The following is a 23,326-nucleotide window of genomic DNA, read 5'->3' on the forward strand; positions in this document are numbered from 1 at the left end:
CCGCGGCCGTCGCGCGCTGCTCGGCGCGCCCGAACGCAGACCCCATCCGCGCCTTCAGATGATCGCGCTCCGCACGCCAGTCCACCAGCGCACCTGCCAAGACCGCAGATGCCATCGCCCAACCCTCCACTCCCGCTCCACGTAGCGCAAAGAGCCACATCTGCTGAAAATGCGCGACTGTAGTACTAAGCTCGATAAGTTCTTGGAAGGACTGGGACCAAGCCGCCTTGTCCTGATGGCGGCGGATGCTGAGAGGTGGCTCGGCCTGTCGGAACAGCTTGAGGTCCGTTGCTGAGTTGATCTCTCCGCTGGTTATGCCGCGGCCGGGATGGGCCTTGGCGGGTTGAGGTATGCCTGGTCGGGCGTCTGCCCGCCATGAGCCGAGTGCGGGCGTGTCTCGTTGTAGAAGATCAGGTACCGCCCGATCGACCCCCAAGCCTCGGAAACGCTGTCGTAGGCGCGCAGGTAGACCTCCTCGTACTTCACCGACCGCCAGAGCCGCTCGACGAAGACGTTGTCTCGCCACGCGCCCTTGCCGTCCATGCTGATCGCGACGCCGGCCTCGTGGAGCACGGCGGTGAAGGCCGCGCTGGTGAACTGAGAGCCTTGGTCGGTGTTGAAGATGTCCGGCTTGCCATCACGGGCCAGCGCCTCCTGCACAGCGGCGACACAGAAGTCCGCCGTCATCGTGATCGACACCCGCCAGGCTAGGACCCGTCGGCTATACCAGTCGATCACCGCGGCCAAGTAGACGAAGCCCCGGGCCATCGGGACGTAGGTGATGTCCATCGCCCAGACCTGATCGGGCCGCGTGATCTCCAGCTTGCGAAGCAGATAGGGGTAAATCTTGTTCCCCGGCGCGGGCTTCGACGTGTTCGGGCGCCGATACAGCGCCTCGATCCCTATCCGCTTCATCAGCGTGACGACACGGCGGCGGCCCACGTCGTGACCTTGGGCGTTCAGCAGGCCCTTCAGCATCCGGCTGCCCACGAAGGGATACTCGAGATGCAGCTCGTCGATCCGACGCAGCGAGCCTCGTGGTCGCCATCTGTTCGAGACCCGAGGCGAGCGAGAGGTCGGCCTCCGATGCGGGCCGTGCCCGGTAGTACACGCTGCCCCGGCTGATCCCGAGTTCCTTCGCCTGTTGGGCTACGCTCAGCTCGTGGTCGCGGTCGATCATCGCTTTGCGCTCGGTAACAGACCGGCCTTCCCAAGCGCGCCTTCCAAAAAAATCGTTCGCCAGCGTCAGCTCTCCGATCTTCGCGTGCAGCGCCTTCAGGTCCACCGCCGGCCCCGGCACCTTCTCCACGCCCTTTTCGAACACCTCGCTCGCCCCCTCTAGGAGCTGCGCCCGCCACGTCGTGATCTGGTTGGGGTGCACGTCGTACTGCTGCGCCAGTCGGTCAGCGTCCGCTCGCCCTTCACCGCCTCCAGCGCCACGCGCGCCTTGAACGCCGCGCTGTGGTTCCGTCTCGGTCGTCTCGTCATGGTCTCTCCTCGCTCACGGCATCATGCCGATCTCGCGCTGAGCAACCACTCAACAGGGCTGTGCAGATTTCCCAGACCACCTCTCTCGCCGAGGGCGGCGCCGATCCGGGACGAATACGGACGTCTTGCAGGCGCCTCACCGCTCGGTGAAGCGGCCGCTCCGAGCGAACATCTCCTCCTCGGGTGAGAAATGCGGCGGGGCCTCGGTCCGCGTCCGGTCGTAGCCGTAGGAGCGCTGCAGGAAGCAGGACCGCTCGACCGCGTCGTCAAGCGCGGCAATCTCATCCTTCGCGGCCTTGGCGATGCGCGTGATCTCGGTCTCGTCCCCGCTGGCGAGCGCCAGCTGCAGCTCCGCGCGCAGCGTCGCGAGCCGGGTCGCCGGGTGCAGCACTTCGAGGATGCCGGCCAGCCTGGGGACCGCGATCGCATCCTGCCCGAGCGCCTTCGCCCGCGCGACCTCCGCGTCGAGGCCGGGCCAGAAGCGCGTGGTGTAGATCGGCCGATCCTCGCGGTGGTACCAGGGCTCGGTTCGCTGGATCGACGACGACACCGCGTTGTGCAGCTTCCATACGAAGCGCCGCACCGAGCCGGGCCGGTCCGCCGAGATCTCGGTCAACCGGTCGTCGAGTGAGATCTGGAGCGGCGGGTTGCCCTCCTGCTGGCCGAGCAGCAGGAACTCCACCGGGTAGCGGTCGGTCTCGCTGTTGCGCACCACGTAGCGGTTCAGGTGGTGGCGGCAGTAAGGGCAGGGATACATCGTCGCGAAGGCGCGGAAGAAGCGCTTGAATGCCTCGATGGCCTTGGCGCGGCCAGCGTCGTCCAGCCCCTCGATCCGCTCGGCGGCACTATGCAGCAGGCACCAGACGGCCGGGCCGATATAGTAGGGGAAGCTGACGCGCATGCCCGCCTCGGCGATGTCGCTGCGCCCGAGCCAGGCGTCGACGAAGGCGACGTATTGGCTGAGGAAGCCGCTGCCGCGTCCGAACTCCTCGCGCTCGCGCCGCTTCTCGAGGCCGTTGAGGTAGTGCTCCGTCAGGCGCCAAGCCTGCCGAAGCACGAGTTTGACCTCGGGCGTGCAGGAGGCGAAGCCGTCGCGCAGGTCGGTGGCGAAAGGCTCGAAGGCGCCCGTCTCCGCCGTCTCCGCATGCCAGCGGTCGAGTGCGGCCTCGTCCGGTTCCGTTGCGGCGAGGTCGGCGTCTGACATGACCGAGGCGCAGCGCAAGAGCTGTGGCATGAACTCCTCGTACCAGAAGCGCACCGGCATGATCGCGCCGTCGGGCCGCGCGCCGCCCTCGACCAGCACCGGGTTCCAATTGTCGAGATAGCCCGCGCCGACCGGGGCGTCGCCCGCGTCGCCCTCCGCATGCTCGGCAGCGATCTCGGCATGGCGCAGGCGGCCCAACTCGTGGCGCGATAGGCTGTCGGGCGCGGCGTCCTCCGGAGCGATCCCGTGCAGGCGCAGCGCGAGGATGTACTCGACGCATTCCGCGAAGAGCGCGCGGGCGGAGCCGAGCGCGGCCCGCTCCGCGTCGAGCCGTCCTTCGGCGGCGCGCATCTCGGGCGTCGTCTCGATCTCGCCCCATCGGGATATGCGCTCGCGGAGGCGCGCGACCTCGTCGGACACCAGCGCGGCAAGTCGGCGGAACTCGGCCTGTGCGCCCTCGCCCTCCACCACGTCGAGCGCGAGGTAGAGATCGACCGCAGCCGAGACGAAGGTATCGAAATCGGGAATGGTGTAGGGCAGGTCGCGCGCGCGCAGATGCGTTTCGGCGTTGGCGGACCAGCTCTCGCGGAAGCTGCGATAGGCGGCGCCCTGCAGGAGGCGAAAGAAGCCGATCTGCAGCTGCAGCGGCGAGGTCGCGGTGAAGGGCGGCACGTCGGTCTCGGCCGGTACGGGTGCGGGCTTGGGCGTCGCGCCCCCCCCGGCTGCGACGCGCCCGGGCGGGACCGCGGCGGCGCGGTAGGCATCGGGAAGCGCGGGCGCGTCCTGCGGGAAGAAGGCCTGCCAGTCGGCGAGCGACAGTACCCGATCGCCGTCGCGGTCCATCTCCTCGAGCATGGTGTCGAGCCGCGCCTCGTCGTCGAGGAAGGTGAGCAGCACGCGCTTCAGTGCCTCCGTCCCGACCGTCCCGCCGCCCGGGGAGAGGTGGCCGAAGGCATGCGCCACCTTCAGTTCCGGCCCGCCCAGCAGCGGCACCATCCGGTCGGCAAAACCCTCGCGCGTGAGCTCGTCAACCGTGGCGCCGGCTAGCGCGAAGCGAAGCTCGCGCTCCGAGAGACGGGTGCCGCCCTCGGCGAGCAGCGTGCGCAAGTCGGCCTCGGGGTCGTCCTTCGGGCGGGCCTGCCATTCGGTCCAGAGCGCGTCCAGCGCGGCCTGATCGGAAAGCGCGGTCATCGGTCCCTCCCCTCGCATCAGTCGTCCCGCATCATGTCGGAAGCCTTCTCGGCGATCATCAGGATCGCCGCGTTCGGGTTGCCGTTCACGATCTGCGGCATCACCGAGGCATCGGCCACGCGCAGCCCCGCAACCCCGTGGACCTTCAGCTCTGGGTCCACCACGGCCATCTCGTCCCGGCCCATCTTCGCCGTGCCGACCGGGTGCCAGACCGTGCCGCAGTAACGGCGGGCATAGGCGCGCAGGTCCGCGCTTTTGGTCATCTGCTTGCCGGGCGCGATCTCGACGCCGCGGAACGGGTCGAAGGGCGCCGTCGCGGCCAGTTCGCGCGCGTAGCGGATGCCGTATTCGAGCACGGCCATGTCCTGCTCCTCGGTGAGGTAGCGCGGATCGACCACGGCATTCGCCGTCGGATCGGCGGAGGCGAGGGTCACTGTCCCCCGGCTCGCCGGCTGGTTCAGGATCGCGGTGAAGGTGAAGCCGTGATCGGGACTCATCCCCTTGGGAGCGAGCTCCATCAGGCTGGGCTGGAGCACGGGGCCGAAGAAGTACTGAAGGTCCGGCGACTTGTCGCGGTCGCCCACCTCGGTCCAGGTGAAGAGCCCGGCCTCGGCGGCGAGCTGCGGCGCGGGCAGGTCCACCACGCTCTCATAGGCGGTGCCGAGCAGCAGGTGGTCGTGCAGGTTCTGCCCGACGCCGGGCATGTCCTGCACCACCTCGATCCCGTGTTCGCGCAAGTGGTCGGCGGGGCCGAGCCCCGACAGCATCATCAGCTTCGGCGTCTCGAACGCTCCGGCGCAGAGCACCACCTCCCGCTCGGCGCGCAGCGTCACGGGGCCGTCCGGACCGTGATACGCGACGCCGGCGCAGCGCCCGCCCTCGATCAGCAGCTTCGTCGCGCGAGCCCGGATCACGAGGTTCAGGTTCTTGCGGTTCAGGACAGGGTGGATGAAGGCCGAGGCCTCCGTGACGCGCACGGCGTCCATGGTCCGGCTGGTCATGTATAGGCCCGCCCCCGCCTCTTGGCAGGCGCCATTGAAATCGTTGTACTTCGCCTGCGCCCCGAGCGCGGCATGCGCATTCATCAGCGCGTGCAGGATCGGGGAGGGGTTCTGGATGTCGATGATCGACATCGGGCCGTTGTCGCCGTGATAGGGCGACTTGGGGCCGTGGTAGCATTCGGACTTGAGGAAGTAGGGCAGCACCTCGGCATAGGACCAGCCGGCGTTTCCGAGCGCGGCCCAGCCGTCGAAGTCGCGCGGGTGGCCGCGCACGTGCATCATCGCGTTGACCGCGGAGGACCCGCCCACCACCTTGCCGCGCGCGATGTCGATCTCGCGCCCGCCGAGCCCCTGCTGTGGAACGGTGCGGTAGCCCCAGTTCTCCTCCGCCTTCGGGTCCCAGAGGCGGTACATCGCGTCGATGTCGCGGTCGTAGATGTCGGGGTTGGTGTCCATGCCGCCGAATTCGAGCAAGGTGACGCGGACGGCCGGGTCGAGGCTCAGGCGGTTGGCCACCACGCAGCCGGAGGTTCCGGCGCCAATGACGATGTAATCGACGGTGTTAATCATGGACGTGTCCTCATGAGGGCGTCAGCCGAGCCGGGCGCGAAGATCCGCGTCCGTCGAGGGTGGGGCGAGGTCGCGCGGGAGCTTGCCTGCATGGTCGACGAGGTCGGCGCGTGCGCCCGCGTCGAGCAGCAGGGCGGCGCAGCCGTCGGCGGCCGCGTCGAGCGCGGCGTGCAGCGCCGTTCGTCCGTCCGTGGGGCGTTGCAGGTCGGGCCGGGCGCCGGCGGCAAGCAACACCGCGATCGCCTCGGCCGCGCCGGCGCCCGCTGCGGCATGAAGCGCAGCTTGGCCGCTCCGGTCCACGAGGTCGGGCACCGCGCCGTGGTCGAGGAGCATCTGCACGAGGGGGGCGTGGCCGCCCGCCGCGGCGGCCACCAGCGCTGACTCCCCCGCTCCGGGGTCGAGCGCGTTCGGGTCGGCGCCGTAGGGCAGCAGCCCGGCCGTCGCCTCCGCGTCGCCCGCGCGCGCGGCGGCCAATAGGCGCGCACCCATGTCGCCCCGGAAGGCCGCGACCATCCGCGACGTGTCGAGATATGCGCGCAGCAGCACGATCCTGCCGCCCACCACCTTATAGCGCTGCACGAACTCGATGTCGTAGACCTCGCCCGTGGCCCGGATGCGCGCCGTCTCGCGGACCAGAGCCATCGCCTCGTCCTCGCGCACCATCAGGTTCAGCCGCTCGTAATGCAGCGTCTCCTGCGCGGCGCCGTAGGGGCCGAAGGTCGCCGTCACCTCGTCCTTGCCCCGGAAGTCGCCGAACCACGGCACGATCGCGCTGAGACTCGGGACGCCGTGCTTGGCGCCGTCCGCGCCGGGGCTGTTCACCCAGTGGATGTCGTCGTCGAGGCAGGCCATGGCGCCATCGACGTCGCCCGACCCGAGCGCCTCGAACCAGCGCAGCACGACGGCTTCGGTCTCGGACTGTCTCATCTCTGTCCCTTCGTGGTCATGTCAGGCGGAGTTGTCGCCCTGGAGCGACTCGAGCGGATTGGCCCCGGCGAGCCCGGCGTTGAGCCCGCCCGCGTCCATCCCCATCGGCGCGAGCACCATGCCGAAGCCGTGCTCCAGCGAGGCCTCCAGCGTGTTGAGCACCCCGGCGAGCGGCACGCCCGCCGCCTTGGAGGCATTCTCGATCCGGGCCAGCGTCTCCTCGTAGCGGGGCGTGCCCCAGGCCGCGCCGAGCGAGGCCGAGAGATCCAGCGGCCCGGGATGGCAGACGCCGCGATGTTCCTTGAGCATGGTGACGATCTCCTCGGCGTCGTCGGCTGCGGCCTCCGTCTCCATCATCACGGCGGGCACGCACCAGCGCGCCTCGTCCTCGCCGTAGGTCTCGAGGTTGGCCGCGCGCACCGCCTCGAGGAAGATCCGCGCCTCGGGAGCGCCCTGCACGGCCGTGGCGATCAGCACCGCGACCCCGGCCTTGACGAAGGCGCCGACGTCGGGGTCGAGCGCGCTGCCTGTGCGGGCCATGACGTTGGTGAGCGAGCGCAGCACCTCGATATGGCGCAGCGTCTCCTCGGTGGTCCAGGTGCCGTGCTCGCGCTCTATGGCGACCCCGTTGAGGATGCCGCTCTGCGCGAACTGGACGGCGACATGCGGGTCGGGCGTGGTCTGCGCGCCGAAGACCAGAAGCTCGCCGGCGAGCAGCGCGCGGCGCGCGTCGTTGAAGTCGGGTCGCGGCGGGCGGATCGGCATCTCGCGGGGCAGCAGCTCGCGCTCGCCCTGCTTCCTGCCGCCTGGCACCCATTTGCGCCAGGCGGCCTCGAACGCCTCGGACTGCGTGACGGTGACGACGTGGCGGTATCCGCGCGCGAAGGCGTCCGCGACCTCGGGCTCACTGCGGAAATGGCCCGACAGCACGAGGCCCGCTTCGCGCGCGGCCTCCTCGATGGTGGCGACGGCCGCCGCGCTGCCGATGGCCTCCCGGTCGATCTCGACGAGGCGCACGCCGAGGGCCTTCAGCTCCGGCAGCGCCTCAAGCACCTCGGGTGCGGCGGGCGCGCGGAAGGTGAGGCCGCCGAGGAACATCCCGTTCACGAGGTCCATCATCTTCGGGAACTCCCCGAAGGTGCGCTGCGCGAGGTTGTCGGCGCCGACGGCGCGCTTGCCTAGCGGGTGCTCGGGCGTCGAGACGCGGCGCGTGGCCGAGGCGTCGGGGCGCTGCGGGAAGTAGATGTCGCGCATCATCCTGCGCACGGCCTCCGGATTCTCCGGATCGACGAGCAGCGCGCCGAAGAGGCCGGCGCCGACGAGCTGCTTGACATAGGGGTCGCCCGGCTTCGGGAAGCGCATGATCGGCAGGAAGGGCGTGCCGCGCGTCTGCGCCGCCATCGCCTGCACCTCGCGCGACGCGACGAGCCGGCCGTCGGGCCAGTGGCGGTCGAACAGCGCGGTGCCGAAGCCGTGGCGCTGCGCGACCTCGGCGGCCATCGCGCTCGGCCCGTCGAGCGCGATGGAGCGCACGATCGTGTCCGGCTCCGTCGATAGCGCGCGCCAGACGGCGCTCTTGTCCGAGACTGTGGCAGGGATGGTGAGGAAGGTGAGGTTCTCGTAGCCGAAGCTGCGGTAGGGCTTCGGCAGAGGCCCGCCGGGGGCGAGCGCGTCCCAGACGGCGGGCGCATTTGCGCGCTGCCCGTCGGTCGCGAAGGCTGCGGCGGCGAAGTCGCGTTGCGTGCGGCCGGTGTGCTCGGCGACGTCACAGGAGGCGCCGAGCGCGCGCGCCCATCGGATTTGCTCCAGGTAACCGTCGGAGCCGGTCGCAGCGCGCAGCACGGAATCATGCAGCGCCGTAAGGCCGTTGACGGCCGGCTTGCGGTTCAGCGCGTCGCGGATCGCTTGCCGACTCATTGCGCCCCCAAAGGCCTTGAGGCAGTCGAAATGGTTGAACACCGCGGCGCGGATCACGGCGTCGACGGCCATCGGGTAGGCCTCCTCGACATCGGGGTCGGCGCCCTTGCCGAGCAGGTGCTCGACCATCGCGAGCCGCGTCGCCGCGACGCCCGGATGCGCATTCGTTCCGGTCACCGCGGCCACGAGCGGCGGCTGCAAGAGCGGGCCGGCGAGGCGGTCGGGATCGAAGGCCGGGTCGGCGGTCGCCGCTTCGAGCGCGGCCAGCGCGCGGACCTGCGCGGCCTTGGCCGCCGCGACCTCGTGGCGCGCGACCTCGGCCAGCCCGTCCGTGACGGCGGCGAAGGCCGCCTCGGCCGCCTTCTGCGCAGGGAGGTCGGCCTCAGGATGGCGCGGCCCGGCAGGGATCGCGTCGAGGAGCGCGCGCGTGTCGACGGCGCGCTCGGTCTCCGTCGAATCGTCATGCGGCTCCAGCGCGGCGACCAGCGCCGCGTTGCCGAACTGCCGCCCGAAGCCCGTCGCGTTGATCCCGCGGAGCGTCGTGTGGGTGAAGAGCCGGTGGCGTTCCGCGACCACGTCGGCGCCCTCGGGCAGGATCGCGTCGAGCCCCTCGATCAGTGCCGTCGCGAGGTCGACATGGCCGTAGAAGGCGGCCTGCAGCAGCGGCGTGTGCGCGTTTACCTCGATCCGCGCACCGAGTTGTTCGGGCGCGTTCTTCAGAAGTAGCACCGTCGATGTCACGTCACCCTTCTGCGCCGCGAGGTGGGGCGCGAGGATGCCGGTTGCGTGTCCGGGTCGGGTCGGGTCGCGCAGGCTACGGCCCGCATCCGCGGCGCGCCCGCCGACCTTCTCGCGCAGCATCATCCGCAGCGCCTCCGCGTTGCCCGACGCGGCGGCGGAAAGGAATGTGGTGAACCCGTCGCGCCCGTGTGCGTCCGGGTCGCCGCCGGCGCACAGCCAGTCGCGCAGCGCCTCGTTCTGGCCGGCGCGCGCGGTGGCCATCGCGCCCTCGATGTCGGCGGGGTCGAGTCGGGTGGAGAGGTCGAAGGGCACGAAGGGCCGCTGGCCGATGAGCTGCGGCGCGCCGGAGGCGTCGGGACGGATCGTCCAGATGCGCTCGACCGAGAAGTCGACGCCGGGGGCCTCGTCGAGCTTGGGCGACCGCTTGTCGGCGGTGAAGTGGATCTTCAGATGCGCGTCGATCGTGCCATCGGCGTTCTCCCGTGCGACGACGCCCTGCACGCGGTGATCCGAGTTGACGAAGGCCCCGTCGATCATCGCGAACCAGGCGGGGAAGTCCTCGATAATGAGGCCCTGGTTGAGGGCGATGTTGAGCTCCTCCGCGGGGGCCAGCATCGCCAGCATGGCCGGCAGGTCGCGGCGGTCGAGCGCGTGGAGGTAGCTGACCGCGAACTCCCGCGTGCGGGTGGTGCCGAAGGCGGGGCTGGGCTGCGCGCCCTGATACTGCCGCGCGATGCGCCAGCCGTCGACATGGCGGGTCAGCTCCCACGTGATGTCGAGCGTGACGTTGGCGCGCGGATGGTCGCCCGCGGCCGGATCGCGCAGGTCGACCTCGGAATGGATCGCCAGGTCCACCACCGCGGCGTCGTTCGCCGTCAGCCGCGGGGCCAGCGCGACGACCGTGTGGCGGAGCCGCTTGAAGGACGCGGTGATGCGCTCGTACCAGGCGCGGTAGGCGGCCTCGTCGGTCAGGTGCGCGTCGGGGGCGAGGACGTGGATGTCGAAGCCCGCCGGGTCGAGGCAGGCAAGCATTGTGTCGACCTCGCCCGCGTCGATGGCGCCGAAATAGCGCCGGGCCAGCGCGCCGACCGACCGCGCCAGCGCGCCCGCGTCGGCCGGAAGGCGGATGGAGTCGTATTCGAGCGCGGCGGGCTCCACGCGGAGCGAAGGGGCGGTGCCCGGACGGGTCTGCATCACGTCACCTTTCATGTCTGCGCGTTGGAGCATGCGGCCCTCCGGGCTCAGAGGTCGGCGGGCTGGAAGTGGACACCCTGCGCGATGACCTGAAGCAAGTAGGGGCCAGTCGAGTCGAGCATCCGGCCGATGGCGGGGCCCATGTCCTCGGGGCGCTCGACATATTCGGATTCGAAGACGGGCTCGCCCGTGGCGCGCGAGACGAAGCCCCGGACCTGGAACGCCCGGTTCTGGTGAACCACGCCCTGGATGTGGAGGGGACGAGCGCGACCGGCGGCGAGCTGGCCCGTCTCGTCCTCGCCGCGCAGCCGCGCGTCGCGGGCGAAGTTGACGGAGACGAGCTCGTAGCCGCCATTGTCGATCAGCAGGTGCTTGACCGGCAGCCCCTCGCGCGCGGCGACGATGAAGGCGGCGTCGTTGAAGTCGGCGCCGCCGTCGCCGAAGATCGAGATCACCAGCCCATTCGGCTCCGCGGCCTGCACGCCGAGCGAGGCCCCATGCGCGCCAAGCGTCGGGCCGGGTGTGCCGTAGTAGTAGAGCGCGTCGAGCCCCATCTCGGTCACGTAATCGAGGAAAGGCGGCGAGCTGGTCAGCGCCTCGTCGAAGATCGACGCGTCGGCGAGCGAGAGCGTTTCCGCCTCGGCCCGCTGCTTGAGCGCGGTGGCCAACTCCTTGGCGATACGCGCGGGGTGGATCGGCGTCTCGTCCAGCCGCGCCTCGTAGGCGGCGATGCGCTCGGCGCGGGCGGCCTTGGTCTCGGCGGCGATGGCGGCGAGCCGTTCGGCGGCCGCGGTCGTCTGCGCCTCGGTCAGGCGGTCGGCCAGCGTGGCCGCCAGCGCGTCGAGGGCGAGGCCGACGCTGGCGGGCACCCAGACTTCGGCGGTGATGTTGCAGCGCGTGCGGTCGGTGTCGTCGGGACTAACGACGATGGCGGGGACGCCGTCGGGTAGCTCCGAGACGCCGTTGGGCCAGACGTTGTTGGGGAAGGGGCCGCCGACCACGACCACGACGTCGGGGTCGAAGCTGCGGACCTCGTCGGCCACGGCCTGCGCCTCGCCGAAGCTCGTGTTGCCGCACCAGCCCGGATGCGCGCGATCGAAGATCGTGCCAGGGGCGTAGCAGGCGACGACCCGCGCGCCGGTCAGGTGCGACAGCCGCTCGGCGGCTTCGCGCGCCTTGGGCGAGCGCCCGACCTCCTGGTTGAGGACCATCACCGGCCGCTCGGCGCCCGCGAGGAGATCCGCGGCGCGGTCGAGCGCCCGCGCGACCTCGGCGGCGGGGGTGCCGTCCGCCTCGGCGCCCTTCGGCAGGGGCGTCGCGGCCTCGGCGGGGGCGATCTCGGCGATGGTGTTCAGGACGTCCTCGTCGACGATCAGCGCGACGGCGCCGTAGGGCTCGGCCAGCACGGCCTCCATCGCCTCGCGGGTCGCGGCGACGACGGCCTCGGGCCCGCCCTCGGGGTCGGGGAAGTGGACGGACTGCACGCCGAGCTGCTTCAGCATCCCCGCATAGTCCGGCACGGAGTTGTGCCCGCCATATTGCCGCGCGAGCCGGCCGGCATCGCCCACGACCATCAGGCAGGGCTGACGCTGGCGCATCAGGTAGTCGAGCCCGGCGGCCCCGTATTTGAGTCCCACCTGCGCGTGCAGGCCCAGCACCGGGATGCGCCGCGCGCCTGCGTCGCCCGCCGCGCTGGCCCGCGCCTCAAAGCCGGAGGCCATGCAGAACGCGATGAACTCGGTCGCACCGTGGACGAGCCCGTCCAACCCGGTCACGTCCTGCACGGCCTGCCAGATCGGACCCTCGTTGCTGCCGGTGTTGCCGCTGAGGAAGTGGAAGCCGGTCCCGTCGCCGAAGGCGGGATGCCCCACGATGGTGCGGATCACAGCCTCGGCGACCGTGCCGCGCCGGCCCTCGGGCGAAGGCGCCAGGCCGGGCAGGCCGGGGCTGCGAGTCGGAACCTGCGGGGCATCGGGCTTGGTCGTCACTCGGGTCACGGTCATAGTCCCCCATGTCGTTCGGTGAAGTCGATCAGGCTCTGGTAGGGCCGCCCGTCGAGCGACCCGTGTGCGCCGACGAGCCAGCCGATATCGAGGTCGAGTGCCTCGATCTGGCGGCGCAGGTCCTTCGAGTAGATCAGCCAGTAGGGCGGCGCCGCGGCCTCGTCCGGCACGAGGCCGGGGTTGAAGAGGTCGGCGTTGAACAGAAGCTTCGGCCCGGTCAGATAGACGACCAGGTCCTCGGCGCAGTGCGGCGAGGTGATGCGGTGCACCGAGACCGCGCCGCCGCCGAGCGTGAGCGCCCCGTCCCCGACCGTCGTGATCCGCGGCGTAACGTCCGCCGCCGACAGGCTGTCGGGCTGTATCATGTGGGGGCTGGAGAGCACGCGCTCGACGAAGCGCCGGTCGCCCTCAGCGACGACCAGTTCGGCACCGACCGCCGCATAGGCGCGCAGGCCTCCGCTATGGTCGTGATGGTGATGCGTCAGCACGAGATGGGTAATCGGCACGCCAGGCCAGCGTTCGGCAAGCGCGTCGATCACCGCGCGGGAACGGGCCTCGTGCTGCGGCGGGTCGAGCACGATGAGCCCGCCCTCGGCATGGACGGCCATCGAGTGATGGATGCCTCCGCCCAGCGTGACCACCTCGGGCGTGATCTCCTGGACGGCGACGGTGCCGGGGTCGAGCGAGATCGGCGCGCCCATCGCCAGCGCCCGGTGCATCCATTGCGCATTGACCAGGCCCCGCAGCGCGAGTTCGGGATCATGCGGGTGGCTCTCGGGCAGGGCGAAGAGGTCCGGCGCGACTTCGGTCATCGCCTCGGCCAGCGAGCGGATCTCGGCGTGGATTACGGTACCGTCGAGGCTGAGCTCCACGTCGGCGGCAACCGGGAGCCCGCCATGGTCGCGCCAGATCGCGTAGCGCACCGCGACCTCGACATCGCCGCGCGGGTGGTCGTGCTCCTGGGTGACGAGGCGGGTGGGGTACCAGGTCGCGCGGTCGAGGAAGAGGCGCATCGGGCGGGGGACGGCGGCAATCTCGACGACTGCGTGGGCCGCGCCGTCGAGCGTCTCGTCGGCAAGCTGCCGCAGCGCGCCCGCCTCGCCCGCCGCGCGGCGAGTAAGCGCGTCGCCGACCAGCAGCGGCGGGTGCAGCATCCATTGCTGCTTGCGCACGGCGGCGACGCGGTCCGAGGTCATCGGACGCGCCGGGACCGGGCCGAGCGCCACGTCGGGGCCAGTGATGTAGCCGCCGTCGCCCGCGACGATCTCGGCATAGTCGATCGTGGCGGTCAGCGGCTCGATGAAGCGGCGCCGCCAGGCCAGGTTCATCCGCCTGCCCGCGAGGTCGTGCGTGACGCTGGCCATGAAGTCGGAGGGCTTCAGAGGGGGGCCGTCTGGCCGGAGCGCCTGCAACGGCTCCCACCGGTAGCCGCGGGCCTCGACGCGGAAGGTTCGCCCGCGCGGGTCGAGCGCCGCCAGCGCTGCCTCGACCGCCTCCTCCATCCGCTCCGTCATCTCGTCCCCGCCCCGGATCGCATCGCCAGCCGCTCCACGCCTACTCGGCCATCGCCTTCTCGAAGGCGCCGACCAGGTCCTGGGACAGGTCGACCCCTTCGAGCGCGGCCTCGGGCATGAGCACGACGTGATCGTGCAGCGTGCTCAGCGAGATGGTCCCCCCGGCCATCTCGAAGGCGAGGACGTGGCCGCCGCGGGCGCGGTCCTCGGTGATGAAGTGAAGGTGGTAGCTCGTGTCGTTGATCCCGCGCATCCAGGGAACGCCGCGAAAGCCGACGATGGTGCCCTCCACATCGGTCATCTCGGCCCGGACGCAGCCTTTCACGACCTCGGCGGTGGGGGGATAGGGCGGATGCTGCTCGACCAGGGCGTGAATACGCATGAAGGGGAAGGTCCCCTCGACCCGGATGGCGAGATAGGTGTTGCGGTTCGGGGCCTCGGCATCGATCGCCGCGTCGAGCCCGGCATAGTCGACGGGGCCTGCCAAGTCCCAGCTCCGGTCGGCTGCGAACCTGCAGACGGTGGCGAAGGGCGTCAGCGTGTCAAGGTCGGGCACGTGGATCGCGCCGCCGCCCCGGCCCTGGTAGAAGGTCCCGTCGAGCAGGATCATCTCACCGTCCATCCGGTGATAGGTGCCGATCCCGAAATCGCCGTGCTCGAGCAGTTCGCGGCAGGGCATCAGCCCGTCGAAGCGCCGCGCGAGCAGCGCGTTCAGGATCGAGACCTGGGTGACGGTGTGGGTGGGGGCGGTGTCGCTCATGGGGTGGCCTGTCTGGATCGGTGGGGGGCGCGGCTCAGGAATGCGCTTCGTGCCACGCGCCGGTCGGGTTCGTGGGGGTCGGGTGGTCGTGAACCTCGTCGTTGCGGGTCCAGACCTCGACCGGCTCGCCGACGCGGGTGTACTCGATCCGGTAGGCGGTCAGCACGACCACGCCGTAGCGCGGGTCGTCGGGACCGGTGAACAGCACCTTGAGCCGGTCGCTCCAGAACGCCTCGCGCTCGGCCGCGTCGGTCGTGAACACTGCCCGCCCCTGGATCTGGAGATAGGGCAGGTGGAACTTCGACGGGTCAGGGATGCCGCAGGTCAGGTGGCCTTCGGCGTTCTGCGCGATCTGATCGACTTTGCGGGCGGTCTTGAACGAGGTGAAGCGGAAGGTCAGGTCCTTGGATGCCTCGGCCACGACATAGCGCACCCAGGGCTTGCCATCCGCGGTCAGCGTCGCGAATCCGCTCAGCATGGGCTGGTGGATCACGACGTCCAGGATACGGTCTTTCAAGTCCGACATGGGGATCCTGCCTTTCCGGTCGATCGGGATCGACACTTTGCGGGGCCTACGCCCCAATCGTTGACGATACGTTTATGCGGCCACGTGACCATTTCATGCAGATCTCATGGCCGCGTCCGGCCGGTCCACGCGGCCGTGCGCCTTCGCCTCGATCATCGAGATCAGCGTCCCTGCGAGCAGATGCGCGTGGTTCCCGGTCCGGGCGGTCACGAGGTCCCCGTCGACCACCACGTCCTCATCCACGAACTCTGCCCCGTAGGCGCGCGCGTCGCCGTGCAGGTTCGGATGGCACGTCAGCCGCCGCCCCTGCACCACCTCGACCACCGGCGCGGCGAGCCAGAGGCCGTGGCAGATGATCCCCTTGAGCAGGTCCGGCTTGGCGAAGGCGCGCTTGAGCAGCGCCGAGGCCGGCGGGACCTTGGCGAGGTCCTCCGTGAAGCGCAGCCGGTCTGCCACCATGCCCGAGGGCACGATCAGCGCCGACAGGTCGTCGAGCGCCGCGTCGTCCAGCGCCTCGAGGTCGCCCCGGCACTCGAAGGGCGCGTGGTACTCGTGGCCCTTGAAGGTGATGGCCTCGTTGCCCCAGAGCCGGGTCACGAAGCGCGCCTCGATACCGGCCTCCTGGAAGCGGTAGTGATAGTACCAGATCTCGTGCTCGTAGAAGTCGCTCTCGATCAGGATGGCGATCTTGGGGGCGGGCATTGGCGGGTCTCCCGGGGTCTTAGGCCGAACCGCCGGCGGGCGGGTCGGTGCGGATCGCGGCGCGCTCGGTTTCCTCGAGCTCGGTCTCGTTGATCGCGAAGAACTCGGCGGCTTCCACCAGCTCGATCAGCCCGCGCAGCAGCGTGATCAGCCCGAAGAGGAGGAAGCCATGGTAATGCTCCACCGCGGTCTCGAACTCCTCGAAGATGCCCTCGAGCAGCTCGATGACGCCTATCACGAGCAGACCGAGTCCGAGGATCAGGGTCGTGAGCGGGTGCCGGATCAGCGCCCCCGCCGGTGCCGCGAAGGCGCGCAGAAGGCGACGGCTCAGGTCTTGGCTTTGCGAGGCGGGCACGGTCCGGGGCTCCTTCGGGATGCGGTCAAGCGAGCGTGATCTCCTCATCAAACTCGGCTGCGCGGACCGCCTCGGCGACTGCCTCGTTCGGATTCGCGAGCACCATCTCGAACTCGGCGCCGACCTTCTGCTTGCGGAACACGAGGTAGCGCAGGCCTTCCGGGCTGATCTCGGTCAGCGCGCTCGCGTCGAGCTCCAGCGCGGTCGCGCCTTGGCCCATCGCCTCGGTGATGGCGGCGTCGAGGTGCTTCAGGTCGTGCGGCCCGAGCGCGCCGATCAGTGCGACGCGCGCCCGGCCGTCGGTCACCGCGAGCAGGTCCGCGCTGAATCGCGTCCCGGCCGGCGAGAGGCGCACACGCACCCTTATGTCGCCATGCCCCTGCGGCAGCGTCACGGTCAGCGCGTCGGCGTCGTAGACCTCGTAGGGATGCCCGTCGATCCAGACGTCCGAGATCCGCACCGAGCCCGGCGGCAGTATGTCGGGCTGCACCCGTAGCAGGCCGTCGGGGTTCCCACCCGGCTTGGGGCGGAAGTGGAAGTCCATCGGCTCCTTGTGGATCAGCAGGTTGGAATAGACGGAGGCGAGGTAGCAGAGCTCAAAGGAGTGGTAGCCCGCCATCGAGTGGCTGCCCTTCCCCCGCTCCGTGCCGAGTGCGTATGGCATGCCGTTGGCCAGCGTGTTGAAGTAGACGCCGCCCGAGTCGACGTCGAGGAAGAATGCGTTGTAAAAGGCCGCCCCCTCGCGGGCGAAGCGAAGGTAGTCCTCCTTGCCGAGCACGCCGTTCAGGATGAGATAGGCAAGGATCCCCTGCTCCTGCTGCCACCACGCCTTGCGGTCGTGCCAGGCGTAGCGGTGGAAGCGTTGCCCTGGCTCGAGCACACGCTCGACCACGTCGTACCAGCCGCCGCGCTGCCGGTCGCAGCCGTGATCGGGCACGAGGCCGGCGATCTTCTCGGCCAGCTCGACGTAAGTGTCCTTGGCGCGCAGCGACTGCATGCGCATCAGGTTCCAGGCGATCTTGAGGTTGTGGCCCACGACCGCGCGGTTCTGCTGCCAGCCCCAGGTCTGGTCCTTGGACCAGTCGTCGTGGAACTTCTCCTGGACGAAGGGGCTCTCGTCATAGTCGGGGAAGCGCGCGGCGATCGTATCGAACGTGTCTTCGAGGAAGTCGGCGTACTCGTCCCTGCCGGTCGCGAGCCAGAGGTTGATCAGGTAGGCCGGGGCGTGGTCGCCCACGGAGTTCCAGTTCTTGCGCGCCCGGTTGTGGCCCAGGCTGTCGGAATGCGGGTCGAGCGTGATCGGGTCGACATGGCTGTAGTATCCGCCGTTCGGCCCGTGATCCTTGTAGTAGCGGTTGAACAGGTTGATCGTGCGCCGGGCGTCCTCGTGGATCGCCGGGTCGCCGGTGATGCGGTAGGTCTGCACGGGACCGGCGAGCGCGTAGATCTGCTCGTAGCAGGGCAGCGCATCGTAGTCGTCGCCGAACTCCGAGGCGAGGATCTTCTGCTCGCCCCCGTCGGGCTTCACGTCGACGGCGTGGTACCAGTAGCAGATGTCCTGCCCGACATCGACGAAGCGCAGGTGGTCGCGCAGGTACTTCGTGCCCTTGTCGGCCGCCTCGAGGTAGCGGTCCTCGCCCGTCAGCAGGTAGGCCGAGGCGAAGCCGTAGACGAGCCGCGAGATCGTGTCGCATTCCTGCCGGCCGCTGCGTTGCAGCGCGCCGGTGATCGTCAGGTTGGTGCGGTACTCGCGGTAGTCGATCCGGCCGTCCGGAAACTCGGAGTCGATGTAGAAGTCCGCGAGGTTACGGATCTGGTGAATCCACCAGTCCTGCTTCTCGAACTCGTAGGCGGTCTCGGTGCGGCCGGCGAAGACGAGGTGCTTGGCGTCGAAGGTGACCGAGCCCTTCGGCCCGTCGGGGTAGAATACCCCGTAGGCGAAGACGAAGCGGCCGGGCACGAGCATCCCGCGCATCTGCCCAGTCGCATCCTTGAACCCCTCGCCGAGGTTGCGGATCACCTCGGCATAGGTGTTGGGCGTCAGACCGACCTCATAGGAGCGGTCGTCGCTCGTCCTCATCGTGAAGCGGTCGCCTGCGGCGTCGAGACCGGTCACGTAGCCCGCGACGAGGTCCGAGAAGGTGAAATCTAGGCTGTTCATGAACGGGACCTTCGTCAGGGAATTGTGGCGCTATCGCGACGTGAGCACGACGATTGATCGGCCGCCGACCGTCAGCCGGCCGCCCGCGACAGGCTCCGAGGTTTCAGGGATGTCGTCGGGCGAGGGCCGGCCGGTGTCGATTGCGCGGAACCAGCGCCTGCCCGGTACCTCGGGCAGCGCGAACTCGAGCGGCTCCCACCACATGTTGGCCATGACGTGGATATCCGCCGCCTCGCCCTCACCCGCGACGGTCCAGGACAGCGCGCGCGCGCCACCGTCGTCCCAGCCGGGCTGGCCGAGTTCGGTCCCGTGCCATGCGACATCAGGCAGGCCGCGCGCGTTCGGTGTGCCGTCGAAGAAGCGCTCGCGGCGCAGCGCGGCGAGGTCTTTGCGGAACGCGATCAGTCGGCTCCAGAACCGGAGCATGTCGGGCCGCTTCTCGGGCAGCGACCAGTCGAACCAGCCGGTCTCGTTGTCCTGGCACCAGGTGTTGTTGTTGCCGCCTTGGCTGCGCCGGACCTCGTCGCCCATGACGAACATCGGCACGCCCTGCGACAGCATCAACAGCGTTGCGAGGTTCTTCACCTGCCGGTCGCGCAGCGCCTCGATCTCGGGGTCGTCGGTCGGCCCCTCGACGCCGCAGTTCCAGGACTTGTTGTCGTCGACCCCGTCTCGGTTGCCCTCGCCGTTGGCGTCGTTGTGCTTGCGGTTGAAGCTGACGAGGTCGTTCATCGTGAACCCGTCATGCGCGGTGATGAAGTTCACGCTGTTGAGCGGCCCGTGATCCGAGGACTGGTAGAGCCCCGCGCTGCCTGTGAGGGCGTCCGCCACAGCGCCGATCCGCCCGGGCTCGCCGCGCACGAAGTCGCGCATCGTGTCGCGGAAAGCGCCGTTCCACTCCGCCCAGCGATAGCCCGGAAAGCGCCCGACCTGATAGAGCCCCGCGGCGTCCCAAGCCTCGGCGATGAGCTTGGTGTCGGCCAGCGCCTCGTCGAGGTCGATCTGCCAGAGCACCGGCGGGAACTCCATCGGGGTGCCGTCGGGCGCGCGCGACAGCACCGAGCCCTCGTCGAAACGGAAGCCGTCGACATGCATCTCCTGCACCCAGAAGCGCAGGCACTCGACGATCACCTTCGAGCCGATCGGGTGGTTGCTGTTGAACGTGTTCCCGCAGCCGGTGAAGTCGTTGTAATACTGCTCGTTTCCGGGCACGAGGCAGTAGTGGTTGAGATTGTCGAGCCCGCGGAAGCTGAAGGTCGGGCCCTCGTGGTTGCCCTCGTCGGTGTGGTTGAACACGACGTCCAGGATCACCTCGATGCCGGCGCGGTGCAGCGCCTTCACCATGTCGCGGAACTCGTCGAGGTGGGCGGCCTCGCCCGGCGCCTCGCAATAGCCAGGGTGCGGTGCGAAATAGGCCATCGTCGAGTAGCCCCAGTAATTCGCGAGCCGTCTGCTGTCATGCTCCCACGCAGTGCGGTCGTCGAACTGGAACACTGGCAGCAGCTCGACCGCGGTGACGCCGAGGGACTGGAGGTATGGGATCTTGTCGATCACCGCGCGGAAGGTGCCGGGCCGCGCCACGCCCGAGCCGGGGCCGCGGGTGAAGCCCGCGAGGTGCATCTCGTAAATGACCGTGTCCTTCATCGGGCGGCGCAGCGGCTCGTCACCCTCCCAGTCATAGGTGCTCGGGTCGATGACGACCGACCGCATCGAAGAGGCGAGGTTGTCGCCCGGCCGCGTCGCCGCGACCCGGTCCCAGAGCGCCATCGAGTTGCCGCGCGCATAGGGGTCGATCAGAATCTTCCCGGGGTCGAAGCGCAGCCCCGCCTCGGGTCGCGCGGGTCCGTCGGCGCGGAACGCGTAGTGGAGGCCGGGCCGCGCACCCACAACGAAGACGTGCCAGAAGTGGAAGGACAGGTGGTCCTTCGGCGCCATCTGCACGACCTGCACCGGCTCCACCGCGTCCTCCGCATCGAAGAGCAGAAGCTCGATCGCGGTCGCGTGCTGCGAGAACACCGAGAAGTTGACCCCGTCCGGCCGGACCGTGGCGCCAAGCGGATGCGGCTGGCCGGGGCGCGTCGCGAAGGGCGGCCTGGCGCCGCCGCGGGCCTTGCGCGGCCTGACGACGGCCTTCTTCGCCGCGGGGGCCTTCTTCGTCGCCATCTCGGACGCCGCCTTGGCGGTGGCGCGCGGCTTGCGCGTCTTGGGTTCGGCCATGGTCCCTCTCATTTCCTTCCGTCCGGGCTGGCGGCGCGCGCGCTGCCCTGTCACCAGCCCGAGCGGGTCAGCCCGCCGGTCAGCACGTCCACGAAGCGGTCGCCGAACTCGTGGGAGCATTGCAGCGAGCGCGCGGTGATGAACGGGTAGTCCACGATTACCGAGGTCGGCTTGCCGAAATTGCCGTGGTACTGCCCTTCGGGCCCGACCGCGTCCGAGAGGATGTATTCGAGCACATAGGGCGGCGGGCCCATGTTGAAGTCGGTGCCGACGAAGCCCGTGCCGTCGTGATAGTCGTACTCGATGCAGTGGCCGGTGACGTGCTTGCCGCGAATGATCGGGCGCCGCTCATTGAAGTCGCGCGCGAAGACCAGCGCGGCCACGCCGTAGCAGATCGCGCCGATCGGCTTGCCGGCCGCGTGGAAGCCCAGCACGAGGTCGTGGACGCGCTGGTTGTTGACGATGTCGACGATCGGCCCCGAGCCGCCCACGAGCAGCACAGCGTCGTAGGCCTCGACCGCCGCCTTCTGCGCTGCGATTCGCTTGAGGTAATAGGCCTCCAGCGCGCGCAGGAAGTCGGGCGCCGAATAGTAGGGCCGCTCGGGGAACATTTCCGACAGGTTCATCGTCGCGTCGAGCGCATCGGTCGCCTCGAAGGCGTCGACCATCTCCGCGTCCTCGGGCGTGGTCACGCAGACGCCGAGCGGCGGGTCGACATAGGTGGTGTCCCGGCTCGGCGGCAGGCAGGGGGAGCGGGCGCCCTTTGGCGTCACGAAGTCGAATGCGTAGCCCGCGGCCTGCAGCTTGCGCAGCGGGCCGACCAACTCGATGCCCCAGTAGCCGTACTCGGACATCACCGCGAGGATGCGTTTCGTGCTCATGGTTCCTTCTTCATGATGTGGTCGGTCGCCATCGAAGGGCCGGCCGATCGGGAGGGGGGCACGGAGCTTGCCCACGTGTCGCGGGCAGGCGGATGAGTTGAACGTCCCGAGCGGATCGACCGGGACATCGGCCGCAACGTGCGGCTCACACAAACGCGAATCTCTGTCGGACAGTAGGTCCGCAGTTCATCTTCTGACTAGACTTTATTGCGTCAAATGCGGCCGTTCTGAGGCGTGGGTGGCGGCACCGACGCACCATCAAGGCCGTCTGCTATAACTTAACTGTCTAATTCTTTGCTGGATGCAGTGTCAGAAACGGCGGTGCAGGCTGGCTTGGGCGCAAATGGCGGTTTTTCGAGAGGACTCCTTGCTGATCTTTCCTGGTCGTCCCGAAACTGCCAGACAGCGCGCAAGACGATGTCTAGGAACGTTTCTCTCGCATCCTTATGGTCGCGATGGCTTGTGACAGAGCCTCCCGTGCGGGTCGGCTATGCTTTTGCGTCCACCCGCGTCCAAGAGACCGCGCTGCGGCTCGATGTCTGGCTCCGCACGGACGATCTCGGTCAGGAACGCCATGTGGGGCGAAAGCTTGCCCGCGGTCCCCGCTGCGCGACCCTGCCGCTTCGGTGTTATCACCCCCTGGTCGCGATGAGCGGCCGCCAACCGGACCGCCGTGCTGGCGCTTACACCGAAGACTTGCGCGGCTGCCCGTCGCGAATGACCTGCGGCGATGTAGCGCCAGATCCGTTCGCGAAGGTCCATCGAGTAGGGTTTGCCCATCCGTCCACCTCCTTCCCAAAGTGAAGCAGACCGATGATCCCAAGGGAATCCTCAACGATTCAGATCAGAAGCAAACCGCTTTAGTGGTTCCAATCCTCCGTCAACCGTTGAAGACCATCGAGAAGCCACGGCTGAAGCCGGACGCGCGGATGTTCCTGGCGGTGTCGAACATCGAAGCCCGGGACACCAGGAAGAGGTCGAGGGCACGCAGGAGGAGACGCTGCCGAAGGATCAGCTGAGCACGCTGGTGGAGGCGATGATCGCCAAGGAACACCCCGACGGGCGAACCGAGGCAGCTGAGAAATCCGTCGGCAAGGAGCGCCGCCAGTGCCGGGCCGTGCTCATGCAGTTCGTCGAGGCGAGCGGCGACAAGCGCCTCGCCGAACTGACGCAGGCCGACGTCGGCCACTACGTCGACCTGCTCGTTTGCCTGCCGAAGGTCTATGGCCGCAGTCCCGCCGACAGGAAGCGGACGCTCCGCGAACTCGTAGAACGTGCGGAGGAGTTACCCGACGAGGCCGTAGGTCTGTCGGCGAATGCGGTGAACCGCAACCTCGGTCATCTTAAGAAGCTGTTGAAGCATGCTCGCGGTCGCAGCATGCGCCCGGCAGAACCGATCGAACTCGCCGACCTGCGAGCGAAGGATCGCCGCGATGCCCGTTCCATCCGCCAGGCATTCGATGAGGACGATCTCGCGAGGCTTTCCCGCCATCCCGTCTGGTCCGGCTGCAAAAGTGCCAGCCGCCGAAACGAACCCGGTCGGAAAATCATCAAGGACGGTCTATACTGGGGCCCGCTCCTTGCCGCCTATACCGGTGGGCGCCGTGAGGAGTTGATGGGCATGCGGGCCTGCGAAGTCGATCTTGATGGACCGATTCCTTATCTCGCCATCAGGCCAAATGCGAATCGCGGTCTGGAAAATCCCTCATCTGAACGGGACGTTCCAATACATCCGCGACTCCTCGAGCTTGGGTTCGGCGAATATGTCAAGGCGCTCATCGCAGAGGGAGCGGTCGATCTATTCCCCGACTTGAAGCCCAAGTCCTCCATGGAGACGTTCGGAGCGAACCTGTACTAGGCCGTGTTGACAAAACGTCGGATCCACAAGCGGATGCATGCGATGTCGACGAAGCCGAGGAAGCTGGTGGCGGTCTTGTCGTAGCGGATTGCCACGCGGCGACTGTTCTTGAGCTT

The 23,326-nt window shown here is 69.0% G+C and carries 14 protein-coding genes and 2 pseudogenes; 1 reads left to right on the forward strand and 15 read right to left on the reverse strand.

Annotation, left to right across the window (positions count from 1 at the left end):
- Nucleotides 1–312: 312 nt before the first annotated feature.
- From DR046_RS21500 to DR046_RS21565, 14 genes and pseudogenes are all read right to left on the reverse strand, one after another.
- Nucleotides 313–1,488: pseudogene (locus DR046_RS21500) on the reverse strand (IS3 family transposase).
- Nucleotides 1,489–1,624: 136 nt separating this feature from the next.
- Nucleotides 1,625–3,883: an Erv1/Alr family FAD-linked sulfhydryl oxidase gene (locus DR046_RS21505; protein ID WP_167767230.1), complete on the reverse strand. Its 2,259-nt coding sequence runs from the start codon at nucleotides 3,881–3,883 to the stop codon at nucleotides 1,625–1,627.
- A 17-nt stretch (nucleotides 3,884–3,900) separates the two neighbouring features.
- Nucleotides 3,901–5,454 carry a GMC family oxidoreductase gene (locus DR046_RS21510; RefSeq protein WP_115384420.1) on the reverse strand — a complete coding sequence of 518 codons (1,554 nt, stop codon included), beginning with the start codon at nucleotides 5,452–5,454 and terminating at the stop codon, nucleotides 3,901–3,903.
- A 21-nt stretch (nucleotides 5,455–5,475) separates the two neighbouring features.
- Complete coding sequence (locus DR046_RS21515) at nucleotides 5,476–6,381, reverse strand: ankyrin repeat domain-containing protein (protein WP_115384421.1); 906 nt, start codon at nucleotides 6,379–6,381, stop codon at nucleotides 5,476–5,478.
- Nucleotides 6,382–6,402: 21 nt separating this feature from the next.
- Entirely contained in the window at nucleotides 6,403–10,266 is a 3,864-nt protein-coding gene (locus DR046_RS21520) for a hypothetical protein (protein ID WP_115384422.1), read from the reverse strand.
- A 14-nt stretch (nucleotides 10,267–10,280) separates the two neighbouring features.
- Complete coding sequence (locus DR046_RS21525; RefSeq protein WP_115384423.1) at nucleotides 10,281–12,236, reverse strand: thiamine pyrophosphate-dependent enzyme; 1,956 nt, start codon at nucleotides 12,234–12,236, stop codon at nucleotides 10,281–10,283.
- Nucleotides 12,233–13,750 carry an MBL fold metallo-hydrolase gene (locus tag DR046_RS21530; protein WP_135227368.1) on the reverse strand — a complete coding sequence of 506 codons (1,518 nt, stop codon included), beginning with the start codon at nucleotides 13,748–13,750 and terminating at the stop codon, nucleotides 12,233–12,235. The genes DR046_RS21525 and DR046_RS21530 overlap by 4 nt, the downstream gene beginning before the upstream one ends.
- 40 nt (nucleotides 13,751–13,790) lie before the next feature.
- On the reverse strand, nucleotides 13,791–14,510 hold the full coding sequence (locus tag DR046_RS21535; protein WP_115384425.1) for an acetolactate decarboxylase: 720 nt from the start codon (nucleotides 14,508–14,510) through the stop codon (nucleotides 13,791–13,793).
- 34 nt (nucleotides 14,511–14,544) lie between these two features.
- Nucleotides 14,545–15,027 (reverse strand): pyridoxamine 5'-phosphate oxidase family protein, encoded by a 483-nt coding sequence (locus tag DR046_RS21540; protein ID WP_167767231.1) that lies wholly within the window; start codon nucleotides 15,025–15,027, stop codon nucleotides 14,545–14,547.
- Between the two features lie 102 nt (nucleotides 15,028–15,129).
- The gene (locus tag DR046_RS21545; RefSeq protein ID WP_115384427.1) at nucleotides 15,130–15,738 is read right to left on the reverse strand and encodes a DJ-1/PfpI family protein; all 609 of its coding nucleotides are present in this window, start codon (nucleotides 15,736–15,738) and stop codon (nucleotides 15,130–15,132) included.
- 19 nt (nucleotides 15,739–15,757) lie between these two features.
- On the reverse strand, nucleotides 15,758–16,093 hold the full coding sequence (locus tag DR046_RS21550) for a hypothetical protein (RefSeq protein ID WP_115384428.1): 336 nt from the start codon (nucleotides 16,091–16,093) through the stop codon (nucleotides 15,758–15,760).
- A 25-nt stretch (nucleotides 16,094–16,118) separates the two neighbouring features.
- Nucleotides 16,119–18,254 (reverse strand): AGE family epimerase/isomerase, encoded by a 2,136-nt coding sequence (locus DR046_RS21555; protein WP_115384429.1) that lies wholly within the window; start codon nucleotides 18,252–18,254, stop codon nucleotides 16,119–16,121.
- A gap of 30 nt (nucleotides 18,255–18,284) precedes the next feature.
- Nucleotides 18,285–20,471 (reverse strand): glycogen debranching protein GlgX, encoded by a 2,187-nt coding sequence (glgX, locus tag DR046_RS21560; RefSeq protein WP_209313641.1) that lies wholly within the window; start codon nucleotides 20,469–20,471, stop codon nucleotides 18,285–18,287.
- A gap of 50 nt (nucleotides 20,472–20,521) precedes the next feature.
- Complete coding sequence (locus DR046_RS21565) at nucleotides 20,522–21,352, reverse strand: type 1 glutamine amidotransferase domain-containing protein (protein ID WP_115384430.1); 831 nt, start codon at nucleotides 21,350–21,352, stop codon at nucleotides 20,522–20,524.
- A gap of 1,027 nt (nucleotides 21,353–22,379) precedes the next feature.
- On the opposite strand from DR046_RS21565, the gene DR046_RS23345 reads away from it, so the two are divergent.
- On the forward strand, nucleotides 22,380–23,210 hold the full coding sequence (locus tag DR046_RS23345) for a site-specific integrase (protein ID WP_135227369.1): 831 nt from the start codon (nucleotides 22,380–22,382) through the stop codon (nucleotides 23,208–23,210).
- On the opposite strand, the pseudogene DR046_RS21580 reads toward DR046_RS23345, so the two are convergent.
- Nucleotides 23,207–23,326 (reverse strand): annotated as a pseudogene (locus DR046_RS21580) (IS5/IS1182 family transposase); the annotation flags it as partial. The gene DR046_RS23345 and the pseudogene DR046_RS21580 sit on opposite strands and share 4 nt — an antisense overlap.

The organism is Jannaschia formosa (assembly GCF_003340555.1).
Classification (GTDB): Bacteria; Pseudomonadota; Alphaproteobacteria; order Rhodobacterales; family Rhodobacteraceae; genus Jannaschia; species Jannaschia formosa.